Here is a 17773-nt window from a genome sequence, read left to right as displayed (position 1 = left end):
GTAGTATGGGAGAAGTTGTTAAATTGAGTAGCAGTAAGTAAAGAAGCGCGTCAACAGCGCCCCAAATCGTTAGTAAGGCCATAGCTACTGGCTCTGAGAAACGTCAAGTTCGGCGCTGCACGCATCTGGTACTTACCCTCAAATGTACAGCAAACTACATTTTGGAGGACATATACATGTCACGTTATACAGGTCCAAAGTGGCGCATTTCTCGTCGCTTGGGTGTTTCATTGTCTGGTACTGGTAAAGAATTGTCACGCCGTGCATACGCACCTGGTGATCACGGTGCCGGCCGTCGTGCTAAGATTTCTGAATATGGTACACAATTGCGTGAAAAGCAAAAGTTGCGTTTCACTTACGGTTTGACTGAACGTCAATTCCATTCTTTGTTTAACAAAGCCGGTAAGATCCGTAAGGGTACTCACGGTACTAACTTCATGATCTTGTTGGAGCAACGTTTGGATTCATTGGTTTACCGTCTTGGTTTGGCAACAACACGCCAACAAGCACGTCAACTAGTTAACCACGGTCACATCTTGGTTGACGGTAAGCGCGTTGATGTCCCATCATACAGCGTTCAACCTGGTCAAGTTGTCTCAGTTCGCGAGAAGTCAAAGAACATCTTGCCTATCCAAGTTGCTGTTGAATCAGTAGTGGCTCGTCCACAATTCGTATCATTTGATACCGAAAAGCTTGAAGGTACTTTAGTTCGTTTGCCAGAACGTGAAGAACTAGATGCCGAAATCAACGAAGCGTTGATCGTCGAATACTACAACCGTTTGGGTTAATAAATTAATTCAATTCGGTTTAAAAGCACTACCATTCATGATAGTACACCAAAAAGTTGTTTTAACTTTTGGTTACATATCGCGTTTGGTGGTGCTTTTTTTTGTGTTATTTTGGCATTTGCCACGCGTTTTTATAGTCATTTCCATATTCACCATTAGCTAGAAATTGATGGATATAGACATCACGAACCGCATGAATTGTATAAATCATGAAAAAATGATCTGTTAGCCAATTATCAATCGTCAAATATATAGTATGTCGCTGTTCTATAGTTGGTGCTTGTTTGAATTGAATAACCATTTGCTGTAAATCATTTTTCAAATCAATTGTTAACATTTTTTGTACCAATAATGTCGGGCTTGTTAGAAATTCTATATAAGCAAATTCGTCGTCGTTCATTGGGACATCAGCTAACATGACGAGATCTGCTTGTTGCTCCAAAACATCGGAATAGTAATCATTTGTAAAACTATAATACAAAATTTCAATATAAATACCAGCTTGTTGTGCACGTTCTTGTATCCACTTCGCCATATCAATAGCCGATTTGATATGCGAAAGCACACCTAGAATAATTGGTTCGCCGGAATAACCAGATTTTCTGATTAACTGTCTAGCCTGCTGCATAGATTTTTTATGATCTGCAATAGAATCCTCACGATTGTAATGACTGGCAATATCACCCAAATGCCTATCAAAATAACGCATATCAATGATGTTGTATAATGCTTCCCGCACTAATGTGTCCTGAATGATAGTCTTGCGATTCATGTTCGCGATGACAAATTCAGCACCAGGTATAGCACGTTGTTTTTTTATATAGTCATAATTGCCATAGTCTTCAGGATTAAATAAGTGTTTGGCGATGTTATCGTCATCAACTAACAGATACTGAACCTCATCAATCATGGCGCGAAAACCATAATAATTATTGAAAGCTTTCAACCTGAAGATGTCATTTGTGCTTTCAACCACTTCAAAAGCGCCCGTTCCAATCCAATGAAGATTGTCAATTGACGAATCACAATCAATGATAATATATTTGGCGTCGGCAACAAATCTCGCAAATAGTGGTTCAGACGCACTAAAATAAAATTCAACGACGTCTGTGGCTCGCGGAACTATTTTTACAAGATTGATCAACTGCCAATAGCGAGCACCTACTCGCTGTTGCACACGCTCAAATGTCTTTTTGACATCAAGACTAGTCATTTCCTTGCCGTTATGAAACTGTACCCCTTTACGTAAATAGAAAGTCCAGATCGTCGCCGATTGATTTGACGTCCAATGGTGTGCTAATCCTGGTTGTAACCCATTGTCATACTTGATTAACGTATCACCTAGTTGCATAACTAATTCATATTCATGATGAATAGCCACGTTAACTGGGTCTAATGATGTTATTTTACGCGTCGAAACTTGCCTTAAGATTCGTTTATGATCGTCTTGCACTTGTAATCCTAAAAGATTTGTTAATTGACGACGAAATTGTGCCAACCAAATTGTCGGTATGCCTAGTTGAAAAAGATAAAACATCATGTCGGTATCATTTATGATAATTGCATGACGCATCGTGTCTGTTAACTCCACACGAAAATCATTTAAAAAATGAATGTTTGACAAATGACCACGCCCTCGTCCCGGCTCATAAGTTAACAGTCCGTCATCCGAAAAATGCCGTAGTCTTCGTTGCGCTTGTTTAACTGAAACCGCCCAAAAATCAGCTAATTCTTTGGTTCTAAACTGAACAATTGTTCCAAATTTTAAATAATGAAGACGTAATTCAATGTAAATTTTACTAATCATTTGCATATCCCTGCTGTAAAAGTAGACATTTTATTTTAACGAAGTCCGTTTTACAAAATTAATGTCTATTTTATAATCATAACATGCACTTATGAAAGCGAGAAATAATCTCATGTGGCAAACTTTACATCCTAATATTAAAGCTCGTATCAAAATCCAATTTTTAAGTCGTTTTGGTAGTTCACTGATTTTCCCATTTATGGCTATCTATTTATCCCATGCCTATAATGCACAAACAGCAGGAATCTTAATGATGATTAATATCGTCATTGCTTTTTTAGCCGGTGTTTATGGTGGCCATTTGACAGATATGTATGGACGGCGACCTTTATTGATTACTGGTGAAACCATTAAACTAATCGGATCAGCTGGCATTTTTTTGGCAAACATCCCAGTATATCATCTGCCTTGGCTAACCTTTATCATGATGTCAATTGGTAATATTGCTAGTGGCTTGCTTAACCCAGCCAGCGAGGCAATGTTAATCGACGTTTCAACTAAAACAACACGTGCTTTTATGTATGCCATCAATTATTGGGCTAGTAACTTTTCGTTAATGATCGGCAGTATGATTGGCGGTTGGTTATTTGAATCACACTTCATAATATTAGCTTCTACGCTCGTGATAATTAACACTTTATCACTTTTATTGACGATTTTTTCAATTACGGAAACCTATCAAAGCAACCAACTATCTTCACCAAAAATCGGCATGCTTGCTGTCTTCAAACACTATCAGCCTGTCTTCAAAGATTTACCATTTCTCATTTTCACGTTGGGTGGTATTTTATTGCTTGCGGTTGAATTTCAACGGACAAATTATATTGCGATTCATCTTGCAGAAAAATTCGTTCACACGACAATATTTGCTGTGCCACTGAACGGAGTTAAAATGATTAGCGTGTTAACAACAATAAACACACTAATTATTATATTTTTCACTGCACTGTTTTCAAATTGGATTGCGCGGTATAATACACGCTATATTTTCACAATTGGCACATTATTATTCACGATTGGCTATGCTTTGCAAGCAACCACAATCACTTTTTTACCACTCCTTATTTCAAGCTTAATTCTATCTTTTGGAGAACTCATGTATGTGCCAACTCGACAGGTACAGTTGGCTAATTTAATGCCCAAAAGCCAGCGTGGCGCCTATATTGCTTTCAATGGTAGTATCTTTCAACTAGGTAAAATATTGGCTAGCTTGGTTTTAGTTGGATCACCACTACTAACTAATTCACTAATCGGTATACTGATTTTATTTCTAGGTGGCGGCGCTGTTATTTTAACCTTACTATCACTCAAAATGTTTGATACTCATCACGTTCAACCTTGACAATTAAAATTGATCCGCAAAAATCCTCAGCTAAACATGAAAAACCATTCTCAGATAACGTATAATGGAATTATCAAACGTATCGGAGAAAAATATGGACATCAATGAACGCTTACAGCAAGAGCAACTTGGTAACGGCACACCAAAAATTAATCCTGACGAACAAAGCCGCTACCTTGGCACGTTTCGAGAACGTGTTATTGTTGCTGTTAAAGTCTCACAACTTGGCAGTACTGCAATACAATCAGCTTTTGCCACTTCGTTAAAATCACACAGCATTGGGAAAGTGCTGATCGACCAAAATCTCGCAGGAGACTATTTTGCTAAATACGTTGGTCTAGCTACACAAAGTAAGCACCCTTTCACACTACTATCTGATGCAACCAAAAGCCATCAGCAAGATGATCCAATTGCTGTTTTACTAGCAGCCAACACCGCTGTTAATGTTGATAATATTTATTTAGGATAAGTGCCTCATGCAACAACCCCTTGCGTACCGTATGCGCCCCACAAAAATTGAAGAAATTGTTGGTCAACAACATCTTGTCGGTGAAGGCAAGATTATTTGGCGCATGGTCGCTGCGCATCGCTTGAGTTCCATGATTTTATATGGTCCACCCGGTACAGGTAAGACTTCAATCGCTAGTGCGATTGCCGGTTCGTCAAAATATGCTTTTCGTATGCTTAACGCAGCAACTGATAGTCAAAAAGATTTGCAAATTGTTGCTGAAGAAGCCAAAATGTCTGGTACAGTCGTATTATTGCTCGACGAAATTCATCGTTTGAACAAAGTTAAACAAGACTTTTTGTTGCCACACCTTGAATCAGGAGCAATTATTCTAATCGGTGCCACCACGGAAAATCCATATATTAACGTCACACCAGCCATCCGCTCCCGTACACAGATTTTTCAGGTGAATAGTCTTAGTGCTGAGGATATTAAAAGTGCCGTTGCGCGTGCACTAGATGACAAAGAAAAAGGACTTGGTGAATATGATGTTGCGCTTGATGATAATGCATTAACGCAACTATCACGAGCCACTAACGGCGACCTTCGTAGTGCGCTCAATGGTTTGGAGCTCGCTGTATTATCCACAAAACCAGATAAAAATAATATCATCCATATTACCTTGCCTATTATTGAAGAAACCGTTCAACGTAAGGCATTGTCAGCAGACAAAGATGGCGATGCACACTATGACGTTATTTCTGCGCTACAAAAATCAATTCGAGGATCAGACGCTGATGCTGCGTTGCATTATGCAGCGCGCATTATTGAATCCGGTGATTTACCAATCTTAGCGCGACGATTAACTGTGATTGCGTATGAGGACATCGGTTTAGCTAATCCAGCTGCAGCACAACGCGCTATAACAGCCATTCAGGCCGCACAAACGCTTGGATTTCCAGAAGCGCGCATTCCATTGGCCAACGCCATAATTGAACTCGCTTTATCACCAAAATCAAATGCTGCTTATACTGCAATTGATAACGCTCTCAGTGATGTCCGCAGTGGTAAAATTTCAGATATTCCAGACCACCTGAAAGATGCGCATTACAAAGGTGCGCACGATCTTGGTCATGGTGTGGGCTACATTTATCCGCATGATTTTGATAATGACTGGGTGCCGCAACAATATTTACCAGACAAACTCAAAAACAAAACTTACTTCCAACCAAAAGGTAATTCTAAAACAGAAAAGCAATTCCGTGATGTTTATCAGTCGTTAAAATCACAACAACAAAAAGGTTTAAGCTGAAAATGTCAAGACTGTTGTTCTAAATCTTTTCGCGTTATAATATACTTTGAATTACTTAGATATACGCATTGTTGCATCATCAGCTTTTTCCTTACAACCTTTATTTTCGGTTGGGAATTCTTGACTTAGAAGATCTGCCCTTTCATTCGGTAATCTGACAATCTTGATGCACCATCCACCTCGATAATTTCGAGGAAAATCTGCGCAACGATTAACGGTATCAATTGAGTATTCCGGGCATGACCCGTGCGTTCACATTTGTGAACGCTTTTTTATTGGAATTAGACTATTCTGTGAAATAATAGACAATTTACTACTAATTTTAGTATGAAAGCGCTATACTAAAGGTGTAAAGAAAAACCGTGGGAACACGTTTTATGGAGGAAGTTATTATGACAGCAAACTATCACAAGATTTTGGTACCTATGGATGGCTCAAAAGAATCTGAAGCTGCCTTGTCTCGCGCCATTGAGTTGACACTAGACGCTGGCGATGCCGGTGTTTTGTCAATTTTGAACGTAATTGATACTCGTGCTTTCCAAAACGTTGCTAGTTTCGATGACACCATGGTTGAAGCTGTGTCAGATGAAACACGCAAAAGCTTAGAAAAGTACAAAGCTCAAGCAACCGAGGCTGGTGTCAAAAATGTTGACTACTTAATTGAATATGGTTCACCTAAAGCATTGATTGCTAAGGATGTCCCAAGTGAAGTTAATGCCGATCTAATCGTTATTGGTGCTACTGGCTTGAACGCCGTAGAACGCTTAGTTATTGGTTCAGTAACTGAATTTGTAACTCGCACTGCCAAAACAGACGTATTAGTTGTTCGCGGCTAAGCGCTTCAAAAAACAACCTCATGTTGAGGTTGTTTTTTTTTGCCTTTTTCATTTATTTTGACTACAAAATATTTAGTAATCATCAAATAAATTCTATAAAATATTTACTAATTTATGGTAAAATTCTATTGTAAGCGGTTTCATTATTATACTAATAAAGGAGACATTATGTTAGAAAAATTGGAATGGTTAGATGATCCACGCGTCTTCCGCGTTGGTAAATTGCCAACTCATAGTGATCATACCATGTACCGAACAACAGATGAAATCAAACAAAAGCAATCGAGTTTTACTAAAAGTTTAGATGGTGACTGGCGATTTCATTTTTCAGAAAATCCATCTCAGCAACTAATTGGCTTTGAACAACTGGATTTTGACGTTGACCAATTCGAACACATTGCAGTTCCGGGACATATTGAGTTACAAGGATTTGGTCAAATTCACTACATCAACACACTCTACCCTTGGGAAGGCAAAATCTATCGACGCCCACCATATTCTCTTAGTCACGATAAATCCTATAAAGGTCTTTTCAGTGAAGCGGCAGACAATACCGTTGGTCAATACATCAAAACCTTTACGTTACCAGACAACTTTGCTCAACATGACGTTCATATTCAATTTGATGGCGTTGAAAAAGCGATGTATCTTTGGCTCAATGGTCATTTTATTGGTTATTCTGAAGATAGTTTTTCACAAGCTGAATTTGATCTAACACCTTATTTGCAAGCGGGTGAAAATAAATTAGCAGTTGAAGTATATAAATACAGTACAGCTGCTTTTATTGAAGATCAGGACATGTTCCATTTTTCGGGTATCTTTCGTAGCGTGCGTTTACTTGCAATGCCTCAAGTGAACTTGGTTGACTTGTTTCTCAAGCCTACCGTAGACAAACAATTGCATACAGGCAATTTGTCAATGTCACTATCTTTTGACGGCAAATTAACTGGTACAAGTGCCAAAATAGTGGTTCAAAACCCCTCGCAAAACATTGTTTGGCAAGAAACCGTTGCTATTAATAGTCACGTTACGCCTTCAAGTGCAGTCATTGAAAACGTTGCATTATGGTCGCATAAGCACCCTAATTTATATCAATTACTCATCACAATTTTTGATGCTAATCAAAACATTATTGCTGTTGTCCCATATTCATTTGGTTTCCGTCGTTTACACAAAGATGGTCATAATCGTGTCACGCTTAACAATGTGCCGTTGCACTTAAATGGCGTCAATCGTCATGAATGGAGTCCCACAGGCGGTCGCAACATCACAATGAGCGACATGAAAAAAGATATTAGTGTTTTCAAAGACAACCACATCAATGCCGTTCGTACAGCTCACTACCCAAACCAAATACCTTGGTACAATTTATGCGATCAAAATGGCATTTATATGATGGCGGAAACTAACCTAGAATCTCATGGTTCATGGCAAAAAATGGGCGCTGTTGAACCATCCTATAATGTCCCTGGTTCCATTCCTGAATGGCAAGACGTTGTTTTAGATCGCGCCAAATCCAATTTTGAACAATTTAAAAATCATCCTGCAATTTTGTTTTGGTCATTGGGCAATGAATCCTATACAGGTGACAATATTGCAGCAATGGACGCCTACTTCAAATCAGTTGATAACTCACGTCTAACCCATTATGAAGGTGTTTTTCAAAATCGTATTGATGAGGATCGCATATCCGACGTTGAAAGCCGAATGTATGCACACCCAAAAGCAATAAAAGACTATCTCACCAATCACCCCCAAAAACCTTATTTAAATTGTGAATATATGCATAGTATGGGTAATTCAGTTGGTGGTTTAGGTGATTATATGCAGCTATTCGATGAATTTGATAGTTATTTAGGTGGCTTCATTTGGGATTATATTGATCAAGCTTTGTACGTAACCGATAAAGTTACTGGTCAGCAAGTGTTAAGATATGGTGGTGATTTTAATGATCGCCATTCAGATTATGAATTTTCAGGTGATGGTATCGTGTTTGCCAACCGTCAAGAAAAGCCAGCCATGCAGGAGGTCAGATATTATTATGGACGCTATGACAATGAATGAGTTACATGTTGTATATGGAGATGGCACGCTGGGGCTACATGGCAATAGTTTTGATTATATTTTTAGTTATGAAAAAGGTGGACTAGAGTCACTCGTTGTCAATGCAGCAGAATGGCTGTACCGTGTACCAAAATTAACTTTTTGGCGCGCAACAACTGATAATGATCGTGGTAGTCATTTTTCAACTCAATCAGCAGCTTGGTTTGGCGCAGACATGTTTACAACGCTAAAAAACGTCAGCATTCAAGTAGACGATGAAAATATTGGTCTCCCTATTGCACCTGATAATAATCGTTTTTCAAATGAGATTTTTGCTAAAAATGTGGCCATTACCTTCAGCTTTTTAACAGCTACAACACCACAAGCAACAGTTGATGTTACTTATTTAGTGAGTCAAAACGGTAACATCACAATCACAGTAAACTACACTGGGACCACTGGACTACCAGAATTACCAGCTTTAGGATTAAGCTTTATCATGCCAGAAGTCGCTGACGGTTTTCAATATACTGGTCTATCTGGTGAAACTTACCCTGATCGACAAGCGGGCGCCTTGACAGGAACGTTTGACATTGTTGGCTTACCGCTGACACCTTATCTTGTACCACAAGAAATGGGCATGCACATGGCAACTCATTCTCTAACAGTCAAAAACGCAGCGTCACAGCAAACGCACAACCATAGTACGTCAATTAATAGCCTCACTTTTAATCAACATACACAACCATTTGCTTTTTCCGCACTACCTTATACTGCAATTGAGCTTGAAAGCGCCACACATATTGAAGAACTCCCCCTGCCTAGACGTAGCGTCATCACGATTTATGGCGCCGTTCGCGGTGTAGGTGGCATAGACAGCTGGGGTACCGACGTCGAGCCAGAATATCATATTTCCGGCGAAACTAATCATGCTTTCGATTTTACAATTGTTCCTTTTCAGTGATAAAACTTAACATCAAAAAAGCTTAAGCCTTATGCCATATAATTGGGATAAATCTTAAGCTTTTTCAATATTAATTGTTTGAGTTGAACAGTTGATTTCCAATTTCATACTCAATGGCTGAACTTCAAATCAACATCTTCCAAGTCAAGCACGTGGCGCGTCACACTTGCTGCCCCACCAAGCAAAGTTGCTTGATAGACAGAGTGATTTGCAAATAATAATTCTGATTGACAAGTTGGATTCAGATCTTGATACACTTCAATCACGCGGCCTAATAATTCCGGCATTTCAGCGATAAAACGTGAGTGAATAAAAAGCGCTTGTGGGGCATAGGTTTGTATAATATCATAAGCCATTTGTGCAATGCCACGGACCCAATCATCAATTAACGCTGTCGTTTCTGGTGCATTATGACTAGCACAAGCCACAAAATCAGCACGGACGATTTCTTTTTTACCTAAAGCTTCGGCCAAACGTTTCAGCATGGCATCTTCAGAATATAAATCTTCCATACGAATAATTTCTTTATTCTGAGACCAAACAATACTGCGACCAACTTCGCCAGCTCGTCCGGACAAGCCACGATATAGTTGACCATCAATAATAATTCCAGCACCAATACCATAATGAATATTGAGTGCAATTAAATTATCATATTGGTCAATTTGACGATAGTCATGATAATCACGAATATAAACAGCAGCATAATTGGCTTCGTTTTCTAGTAACACTGGCACACTAATCACTTGTCCAAGCATATCAGCTAAATCAATACCTGAATAATCGAAAAAAGGAGAGTACGTTACTTGATTATGATCAACAACGCCATGCACACCAACCGCAATTCCCATGACACCCTCTTGCGTGCCATATTTTTGCGGTTTAATACGATGCAAATTTTTCATCATTAAGTCTACAACTTGCTTTAGTGTCAAGCCATCAACGTCAAATTCATCAGTTGCGATTACTTCACCGCTCAAACGTACCTGTGCCATTCGTAAATGATGGCGTCCCATGTCAAATGCAACCACAAAACCGTAATTGCGATTGAAGCGAATCATTTTAGCCTTGCGGCCACCTGTTTCGGTTGTATCCCCTTCACCCAAATCTTCAATAAAACCGATATCATCTAAATCACGGTAAATCGAGCTAATGGTGGATTTATGCAATTCTAGGTCAACCGCAAGTTGGGCACGCGACGTTTCTTTGGCATTAAATAATGCTTGTAAAACTAAGCGCTGATTATGATCCCGCATGGTGATTTGATCTGTTTTCTTCATAGCATCGCTGGCATTAAAACAACCAGCACCTCTCCCTTATTTGTGATAACGATAAACAATTTCTGCCACACGGGTTTCATCTTTTTTCAAACGCACGTCACCAAAGGCTGGAATATTTTCAGAGTTTGGTAATGTGTGGGGCTCCAAGGCAACTGCCACCCATTTATGTCCGTTGCCATGATTATTTATCATATCCGATGTCATCGAATTGGCGGTGAAAACAACTAACCCATTTCGATGAGATATTACATCTATTGTACGCGAACTGACCTTATCTTTCAAACTAGCAATTTTTGGTCCTTGAACGACAAATACATCATCAAAGCCATGTTCCGCGGCTGTTTTATCCAAAGTTGCTAACGCAGCGCCCAAATCCGACGCCATTCTCAAATCAAATGGCGAATTATGATTGGCGACTGTCTCCCCAGTTGGCACTTTACCAGCATCAACTGCCAAATGAACTTTACTGTTAAGCTGCAATTCATGATTTGAGACATCATCAGATTGGCTTAAATTAAAATAAGCATGTGACGTCGGATTAAATACACCATCAGCTTCACGTTGTGTCCCGCTCATGGTCAAAGTCACAGTATCATCATCTTCAAGTGTGTAACGTATTTCTGATTCTAAATCACCCGGAAAGCCGTCTTGCGCTGACGTTATGGTCGCCGTCAAGACAATACTATTTTGATCAAATTTTACCGTAAACATGGTATTGGACCAACCATTACCACCACCATGTAGCGAGTTATTACCTTCATTTTGTGGTGTTTTAATCAATTGATCACCAAGCTTAAATGTTGCATCTTTAATACGACCAGCGACGCGACCAATTAAACGATTGATATAAAAAGGATTATCGGTGTAACCTGACATGTCCGGTGCTGACAATAACATATTAACGCGTGTTCCTTCGTCAATTACCGAATATTCATGCCAAATACCAGCAAAATCAAGGACCGTAATCCGAGTGCCATTCTTATTTTCTAAAGAATAAGCCGACACATTTTGTTCTTCAAACTCACCAAATGGTTGAATGGTTGTTTTCATTTTTTAAATTCTCTTTCATTTTTGATTTAAAAAAATCAGTCTAACGACTGATTATTGTTACTAATTTGCAACAGGTTCATCATTTAAATGATTCTTACGATGACGTAAGCTCGCTTCAATTTGTTCCAATGAACGACCACGTGTTTCAATAGTAAACTTGTGCACAAACCAAATGGAAATGAAACACATCACCGCATAGAGGTAGAATAAATTACCTGTACCAAAAGCACTTAGCAATGGTGGGAAGGTCAGTGAAACAATCGTGTTCGCTGTCCAGTTGACCACAGCACCAAATGAATTACCTAAACCACGGATATTGAGTGGGAAGCTTTCGCCAATCATAACCCACATTACTGGACCCCATGTTGCAGAGAAGAAAGCAATGTAAATTGTTAATGCAATCGCAGCAAGATATGAACCAAACTTACCTGTACCCGAAAGTTGCATGCCAACTGACATCAAAATCAGCGAAATACCCATCCCCCATGCACCGTAAATCAACATTTTCTTACGATCAATTTTGTCCATAATCATGACCGCAACCCAAGTCACAATCACATTAAAGATACCAATGCCAATGTGCGCCATCAAGGCTGCTGAGACACCAAATCCAATATCAGTGAAAATCGTTGGTGCGTAGTAAAGTACCGTGTTACATCCCATGGTTTGTTGAAAAATTGCCAATCCCATCGCCATAATAAGCACTGGCCGACTAAGTGGGCCAAACAAGTCCGCTAAACTACCAGCTGATTTTGTCTGAGCCTGTAACGCTATATCATCTAACTCCGCTTCAACAAGTTTGTCATCATTATTAAACATCGCCAACACTTGACGCGCTGCCAACATTTTGCCTTCACGAACCAAAAATCGCGGTGATTCAGGCAATACCCAGCCACCAATAAACAGGAGTAGGGCTGGGAGGGCAGCCAAAGCCAGCATGATACGCCAACCAAATGTCAATCCTTGTAATAAGTAATTTGAAATATACGCAATTAAGATTCCCGTCATAATCATCATTTGGAATAATGATGCGACGCCACCTCGTTTATCAGCTGGCGCCATTTCTGACAAATAAGTTGGAATAAGTGATGAAGCACCACCCACAGCCAAACCTAGGACAATACGCGAGGCAACCAAATGCAGGAAATCCGGTGCGAAACCAGACCACATTGCGCCGATAAAAAATATAATCGACGATAGTAACAGTAGTTTTCGACGTCCAAAGCGATCTGATAAAGGTCCAATCACAGCGGCACCAAGAATGGCGCCCACGAGAACTGCGGAAACAACCCAGCCTTCTTGCCATTTGGTCAAAGTCAACTGTTTAGAAATAAACAATATGGCACCAGAAATCACACCAGTATCATAACCAAATAATAACCCACCTAAAGCACCAAAGAAGTAAATAAAGCCTGCCGATAATTTATGCACTTTCATTTATAAGACACTTTCTGTTTAAAAACGTATAATCAATTGAAGTAACAATTACTTGAGATACTGTTGCTTATTTATATGTTATTTTTAATAAAATCGACTCTCTGATTTTTTCCAAGAATAACTACCGTCAGCTTCTTGGTAATCGCCCAATTCCTTATAATCGAAGAAATCAAATTCTGCTGTTGAGTCATAGCCAGAGTAATCAACCGCTGCCAAGCCGACATAAGCACCCGTGAAGAAACCACCATATTCGCGTACGACATAATCATCTGACAATACGGCAGCATCTAATGTAATACCTGTTGCAATCCAGTTTTGACCATCAAATGAATAGTAATAAGTATATGATTCCTTACGATTTTCTGACTTAAACCATACGTATTCTGTGCCTTCAGGAATCACCGGTGCATCGTCTTTAAAGTATGACGTGTATGATCCGTTACGCAAACCACCTTTATTTTCACCAACTTCAATGACATTTTGACCGTCATCATTTTTTGTAATGAAGATAAATGACCAATGTGAGTGGTTGTAGTAATTAGTCAAACCAGCCATTGCTTGATATGAATATGGATCAAACTTTACTTTGGTTTCGGCATCAAAGTAGAAAGCTTGCCAACGACGTGCAATCAAGGATAGGTCAAACGTGTTAGCCAATGAACCTTGTCCGCGCAACACTAATTTACCCGCGCCAGTGTGACCCATCTTTTCAGTAAATGGTACACGTAGTGTGTTCCAGTTAATGTCAAGCTTTTCATCAGTAAAGTCATCGTGTTGTGAATGATCAGCTGGTGCATCAGTCAAAATAGCGTCCTTAGGGGCCTCAACAAACGTTGAACCACCATGACCACCAACAACTCGTGGCCAACCTGCTTCATCCCATTCAACTTTTTGAATTGATGACTCGCGACCTAATGTTGACCAACCACGTGGATCCGTAGCACTTTCCGTTGGATGATTCCAAGGGCGAGCTGATAATGAGGCATAATACCATTCACCACCCGGTGTATCGACAAGGGCACCATGTCCTTGCTTTTGCAAGTAGGCATTTGGTGTATCAAAGTTGGTCAAGAATGGTCCTTCCGGCTCACGTTCAAATGACAATGCATCCAAAGACTGTGACCGTGCTACGACTTCTTGGTGAGTAAAGATCGTACCACCTTCTGCCGCAAACAAGTAATATTGACCCTTAATTTTATACAAATGTGGCCCTTCAACTAGCTTAACCTCAGTCCCTTCCCAAATTGTGCGGGCTGTTTCTGGCTTTAACTTCATTGTTGATGTATCAAATTCAGTCAAAGTAATGCCATCAAATGGGTGATGATACTCACGATGATCCCATGTCTGTTGCACGAGATACTTGCGACCATCATCATCATGGAACAATGAGGCATCAAAACCAACACCATTCACCAAAATTGGATCTGACCATGGTCCTTCAATTGATTCCGCAGTCGTCAAGTAATTCTTCATGTCCTTAAACGAGCCATCAGTAATCTTAACATCCGTGAAAATCAACCAAAACTTACCGTCAGCATAAGACAAATCTGGTGCCCAGATACCACCTGATGATGGGTTGCCCTTCATATCCAATAATGTCGTTGTATCAAGAACATTTTTAACTAAATTCCAATGCACCAAATCTTGTGAGGCGTGGATACGTACACCCGGGAACCATTCAAATGTTGATGTCGCAATATAGTAAGTATCTCCCACACGAATAATTGATGGATCTGAGTTAAATCCTGGTAATACAGGGTTTTGAATTTGCATAATATGCTTTCCTTTCTTAGTACCAAACCGTCTTTCTGCATCTGAAAGCGGTATCATTTCTTTTACAAAATATATCTTACCACGGTTAGTTTGTTCACGCAACCAACTATGATATATTTTTAATCAAAAACGGCACATTCTTGACGTTTTGGTGCGCGGCTTCTCAACACTAACATATAAATAATGCACCCACTCATAATAAATACCCATATTAATGGCACAAAAACAGTTTCAAAACTAATGATATGAACCGCTAAAAGGCTCAATAACATCGAGATATCATTCCAAACATAACAAGATAAACTCTCTGAATACGGTGCCCGTTTAATTTTCTGAATCGTTGGAATAATTGCTAATGCCTCAACAATCGCCAATATAAACAATAGCTCGCCCTGCGTCAGCGCATGAACCAAGGTCAACAAAAGTGGCACTACAACTGCCCCTAACATAGCCATAATAAATCGTCGATTAATTGGTTGTTCTTTGGCGTATTTGAGTCCAATAATGCCAAAGTAGGAAAAAAACACGACACTCAAAACCATTGATGTTGCACCAAAACCGCCACGATTAGCCAAAATAATCACAGCCTCAATTAACGAAATTAATGCCCAAATCATAAAAGTCGCAAAATTTGGTTGGAATTGTCCACGTTTTAACGCACGAAGTGCTGGCACATTTCGATAAAATACTGCTAACATTGCTAGTCCACCCAACCACGTCTGTATATGTAACATTAATCTGCCCCACTTTCTCATCATGACAGTTGCTATCATAATGATTCATTATTTTGATATTTATCATAACAAATATTCGTTAACAGGGGCTAAAGTTCATATTTTATTCACATAAATTGCTCTTTATATGAAATAAACGTGATAAACCAATCACTTCAGTTTAGTCTCAGGCAATCATGACAGTTGACGGTGTTAGACTTTCAGCAGAATCATTATCCTCCGTTACCTTTCCAACATAACCTGCTCTAGCAAATGTTGTCTAAGTAACACCAAACCCATCGCAAGCGATAATATTGTCAATCTGCTGCCGACCAGATTGATACATTTTATAATTTGTTATTTGGTCGCCCGACAATCATTATAGACACCAGATAAATATTGATATAATAGTATATTTTTATAATTAAGTATCTATTTCAAATGAATTTGTTGCATAAAAAAGCTGAATGCTCGTTGGCATTCAGCGATAAGTGCTATTTACTTTTTAGGTTGTGACAAGTCAACCTCTTCTAACTTAATCACTTTTGTTTTGTGGGAAATTTTGTACCAAATATATAAAATTGCAAATAATGGTACGGACAAGTATGTTATTGCGATTTTTTCCCAATTCAAGTTAGTAAAACTTTCCGGATCTTGTCCAATAATCACCCCAATTGAGATAACCAACGCAAATAGTGGCCCAAATGGGAACCACTTTGCCCGATACTTCAAATCCGACAAACTTTTACCCTGTGCAACATACGCGCGGCGGAAGCGATAATGTGAAATCGCAATTCCAACCCAAGCAATAAAGCCAGTCAATCCAGAGGCATTAACGAGCCAAGTATAAGCGACCGAACCACCTTTAGTATTAGAAATAAACGCTAACAAACCAATTGCCGTCGTCAAAACCAATGCTGCCACAGGTACACCGCGTTTGGACACTTTACCAAAAATCTTAGGGGCTTCACCCTTACGCGCCATGGCAAACAACATACGTGATGATGCATAAGATCCAGAATTCGCTGATGATACAATTGATGTCAAAATAACAGCATTCATCAAACTGGCTGCAAAAGCGATACCCGCATTTTTAAAGACAATCGTAAATGGTGATACAGCAATATTTTCAGTTGATGAAATTAACAAACGTGGATCTTGGTAGTAAACCAAAGCCGAAATCACAAAAATTGCTAAAATATAAAACAACAAAATTCGCCAAAAGACTTGATTGATAGCCTTGGGCACTGATTTATCAGGGTCTTGTGCTTCTCCAGCAGTAATACCAATTAGCTCAGTCCCTTGGAAAGAAAATCCTGCCACGACAAAGACTGACAAAATGGCTTGTGGTCCGCCAACGAAGCCATGATTGCCAACTGATAAGTTTTTCATGACATTGACGTCAGAATGAATAACGCCAAAGATTGTTGCCACGCCAACCACCAAAAAGACGATAATTGTAATCACTTTAATCATTGACAACCAAAATTCAGCTTCACCAAAAGCACCGACGGAGAACAAATTAATCAAAAAGATGAATGCCAAAGCAACGGCTGAAAAAATCCAACCCGGTGTATTTGGCCACCAAAACTTGGCAACTAATCCAACAGCCACAATATCAACCGCCAGCGTGATCGCCCAATTGAACCAATAATTCCAGCCCATCGCAAAGCCTAATGCGGGATCAACATATTTACCTGCATAATCTGAAAATGAACCAGACGTTGGTGCATAAGTCGCCATTTCTCCTAAACTGGTCATCAAAAAATAAACCATCACGCCAATCGCTAAATAAGCGACAATAGCGCCCATTGGACCAGCCTGCGCCACTGTGGCACCCGAAGCAACAAACAACCCCGTACCAATTGATCCACCTAACGCAATCATCGACACATGACGTGTTTTTAGATTTCGTTTAACTTGCCCACTATCCTCAGACATAAAAAATTCTCCTTTTCCCAACAAAAAACCTCTTCCTGC

At 39.5% G+C, this 17773-nt stretch carries 14 protein-coding genes; 7 read left to right on the top strand and 7 right to left on the bottom strand.

The features are described 5' to 3' along the window. Positions 1 to 176 precede the first annotated feature (176 nt). Complete coding sequence (rpsD, locus tag ACI3ES_RS01020) at positions 177 to 788, top strand: 30S ribosomal protein S4 (RefSeq protein ID WP_004914980.1); 612 nt, start codon at positions 177 to 179, stop codon at positions 786 to 788. Positions 789 to 894: 106 nt separating this feature from the next. Here rpsD and ACI3ES_RS01015 read toward each other — a convergent pair whose 3' ends face one another. Beyond that, entirely contained in the window at positions 895 to 2595 is a 1701-nt protein-coding gene (locus ACI3ES_RS01015) for an ABC transporter substrate-binding protein (protein WP_114667689.1), read from the bottom strand. Positions 2596 to 2707: 112 nt separating this feature from the next. Here ACI3ES_RS01015 and ACI3ES_RS01010 point away from each other — a divergent pair, with 112 nt between their 5' ends. The 6 genes from ACI3ES_RS01010 (at position 2708) to ACI3ES_RS00985 (ending at position 9540) form a co-directional block, all read left to right on the top strand. Then, the gene (locus tag ACI3ES_RS01010) at positions 2708 to 3937 is read left to right on the top strand and encodes an MFS transporter (protein WP_114667687.1); all 1230 of its coding nucleotides are present in this window, start codon (positions 2708 to 2710) and stop codon (positions 3935 to 3937) included. Between the two features lie 94 nt (positions 3938 to 4031). Beyond that, positions 4032 to 4406, top strand: a complete 375-nt coding sequence (locus tag ACI3ES_RS01005) for a YueI family protein (protein ID WP_010292632.1) — start codon at positions 4032 to 4034, stop codon at positions 4404 to 4406. Positions 4407 to 4413: 7 nt separating this feature from the next. Then, positions 4414 to 5697, top strand: coding sequence for a replication-associated recombination protein A (locus ACI3ES_RS01000; protein ID WP_114667688.1), 1284 nt, complete (start codon positions 4414 to 4416; stop codon positions 5695 to 5697). Between the two features lie 392 nt (positions 5698 to 6089). Further along, the gene (locus tag ACI3ES_RS00995; RefSeq protein WP_004914992.1) at positions 6090 to 6533 is read left to right on the top strand and encodes a universal stress protein; all 444 of its coding nucleotides are present in this window, start codon (positions 6090 to 6092) and stop codon (positions 6531 to 6533) included. A 168-nt stretch (positions 6534 to 6701) separates the two neighbouring features. Then, complete coding sequence (locus ACI3ES_RS00990; protein WP_407631999.1) at positions 6702 to 8597, top strand: glycoside hydrolase family 2 TIM barrel-domain containing protein; 1896 nt, start codon at positions 6702 to 6704, stop codon at positions 8595 to 8597. Continuing rightward, positions 8575 to 9540: a beta-galactosidase small subunit gene (locus ACI3ES_RS00985; protein WP_142511726.1), complete on the top strand. Its 966-nt coding sequence runs from the start codon at positions 8575 to 8577 to the stop codon at positions 9538 to 9540. The genes ACI3ES_RS00990 and ACI3ES_RS00985 overlap by 23 nt, the downstream gene beginning before the upstream one ends. A 110-nt stretch (positions 9541 to 9650) precedes the next feature. Here ACI3ES_RS00985 and ACI3ES_RS00980 read toward each other — a convergent pair whose 3' ends face one another. The 6 genes from ACI3ES_RS00980 to ACI3ES_RS00955 form a co-directional block, all read right to left on the bottom strand. Beyond that, a complete protein-coding gene (locus ACI3ES_RS00980) occupies positions 9651 to 10820 on the bottom strand; it encodes an ROK family protein (RefSeq protein WP_114667373.1) in 1170 nt (389 codons plus the stop codon). A 36-nt stretch (positions 10821 to 10856) separates the two neighbouring features. Then, positions 10857 to 11870, bottom strand: a complete 1014-nt coding sequence (locus ACI3ES_RS00975; RefSeq protein WP_114667374.1) for an aldose epimerase family protein — start codon at positions 11868 to 11870, stop codon at positions 10857 to 10859. A gap of 60 nt (positions 11871 to 11930) precedes the next feature. Beyond that, complete coding sequence (locus tag ACI3ES_RS00970) at positions 11931 to 13307, bottom strand: sugar porter family MFS transporter (protein ID WP_114667375.1); 1377 nt, start codon at positions 13305 to 13307, stop codon at positions 11931 to 11933. 84 nt (positions 13308 to 13391) lie between these two features. After that, complete coding sequence (locus ACI3ES_RS00965) at positions 13392 to 15080, bottom strand: glycoside hydrolase family 43 protein (RefSeq protein ID WP_114667376.1); 1689 nt, start codon at positions 15078 to 15080, stop codon at positions 13392 to 13394. Positions 15081 to 15199: 119 nt separating this feature from the next. Continuing rightward, positions 15200 to 15814: a hypothetical protein gene (locus ACI3ES_RS00960; RefSeq protein WP_242029715.1), complete on the bottom strand. Its 615-nt coding sequence runs from the start codon at positions 15812 to 15814 to the stop codon at positions 15200 to 15202. Between the two features lie 477 nt (positions 15815 to 16291). After that, complete coding sequence (locus tag ACI3ES_RS00955; RefSeq protein WP_114667377.1) at positions 16292 to 17734, bottom strand: amino acid permease; 1443 nt, start codon at positions 17732 to 17734, stop codon at positions 16292 to 16294. Positions 17735 to 17773: the final 39 nt, after the last annotated feature.

The sequence above is a fragment of the Leuconostoc falkenbergense genome, from assembly GCF_045801155.1.
In the GTDB taxonomy this organism is placed as follows: Bacteria; Bacillota; Bacilli; order Lactobacillales; family Lactobacillaceae; genus Leuconostoc; species Leuconostoc falkenbergense.
Note: the sequence above shows the minus strand (reverse complement) of the source record. Positions and strands in the feature narration are given on the sequence as shown.

Coding starts and splice junctions, on each gene's coding strand:
- ACI3ES_RS00970 (WP_114667375.1), bottom strand. CDS start 13,307: ATGAAAGTGCATAAATTATCGGCAGGCTTTATTTACTTCTTTGGTGCT.
- ACI3ES_RS01010 (WP_114667687.1), top strand. CDS start 2,708: ATGTGGCAAACTTTACATCCTAATATTAAAGCTCGTATCAAAATCCAA.
- ACI3ES_RS00995 (WP_004914992.1), top strand. CDS start 6,090: ATGACAGCAAACTATCACAAGATTTTGGTACCTATGGATGGCTCAAAA.
- ACI3ES_RS00980 (WP_114667373.1), bottom strand. CDS start 10,820: ATGAAGAAAACAGATCAAATCACCATGCGGGATCATAATCAGCGCTTA.
- ACI3ES_RS00965 (WP_114667376.1), bottom strand. CDS start 15,080: ATGCAAATTCAAAACCCTGTATTACCAGGATTTAACTCAGATCCATCA.
- ACI3ES_RS01005 (WP_010292632.1), top strand. CDS start 4,032: ATGGACATCAATGAACGCTTACAGCAAGAGCAACTTGGTAACGGCACA.
- ACI3ES_RS01000 (WP_114667688.1), top strand. CDS start 4,414: ATGCAACAACCCCTTGCGTACCGTATGCGCCCCACAAAAATTGAAGAA.
- ACI3ES_RS00985 (WP_142511726.1), top strand. CDS start 8,575: ATGGACGCTATGACAATGAATGAGTTACATGTTGTATATGGAGATGGC.
- ACI3ES_RS01015 (WP_114667689.1), bottom strand. CDS start 2,595: ATGATTAGTAAAATTTACATTGAATTACGTCTTCATTATTTAAAATTT.
- ACI3ES_RS00990 (WP_407631999.1), top strand. CDS start 6,702: ATGTTAGAAAAATTGGAATGGTTAGATGATCCACGCGTCTTCCGCGTT.
- ACI3ES_RS00955 (WP_114667377.1), bottom strand. CDS start 17,734: ATGTCTGAGGATAGTGGGCAAGTTAAACGAAATCTAAAAACACGTCAT.
- ACI3ES_RS00975 (WP_114667374.1), bottom strand. CDS start 11,870: ATGAAAACAACCATTCAACCATTTGGTGAGTTTGAAGAACAAAATGTG.
- ACI3ES_RS00960 (WP_242029715.1), bottom strand. CDS start 15,814: ATGTTACATATACAGACGTGGTTGGGTGGACTAGCAATGTTAGCAGTA.
- rpsD (WP_004914980.1), top strand. CDS start 177: ATGTCACGTTATACAGGTCCAAAGTGGCGCATTTCTCGTCGCTTGGGT.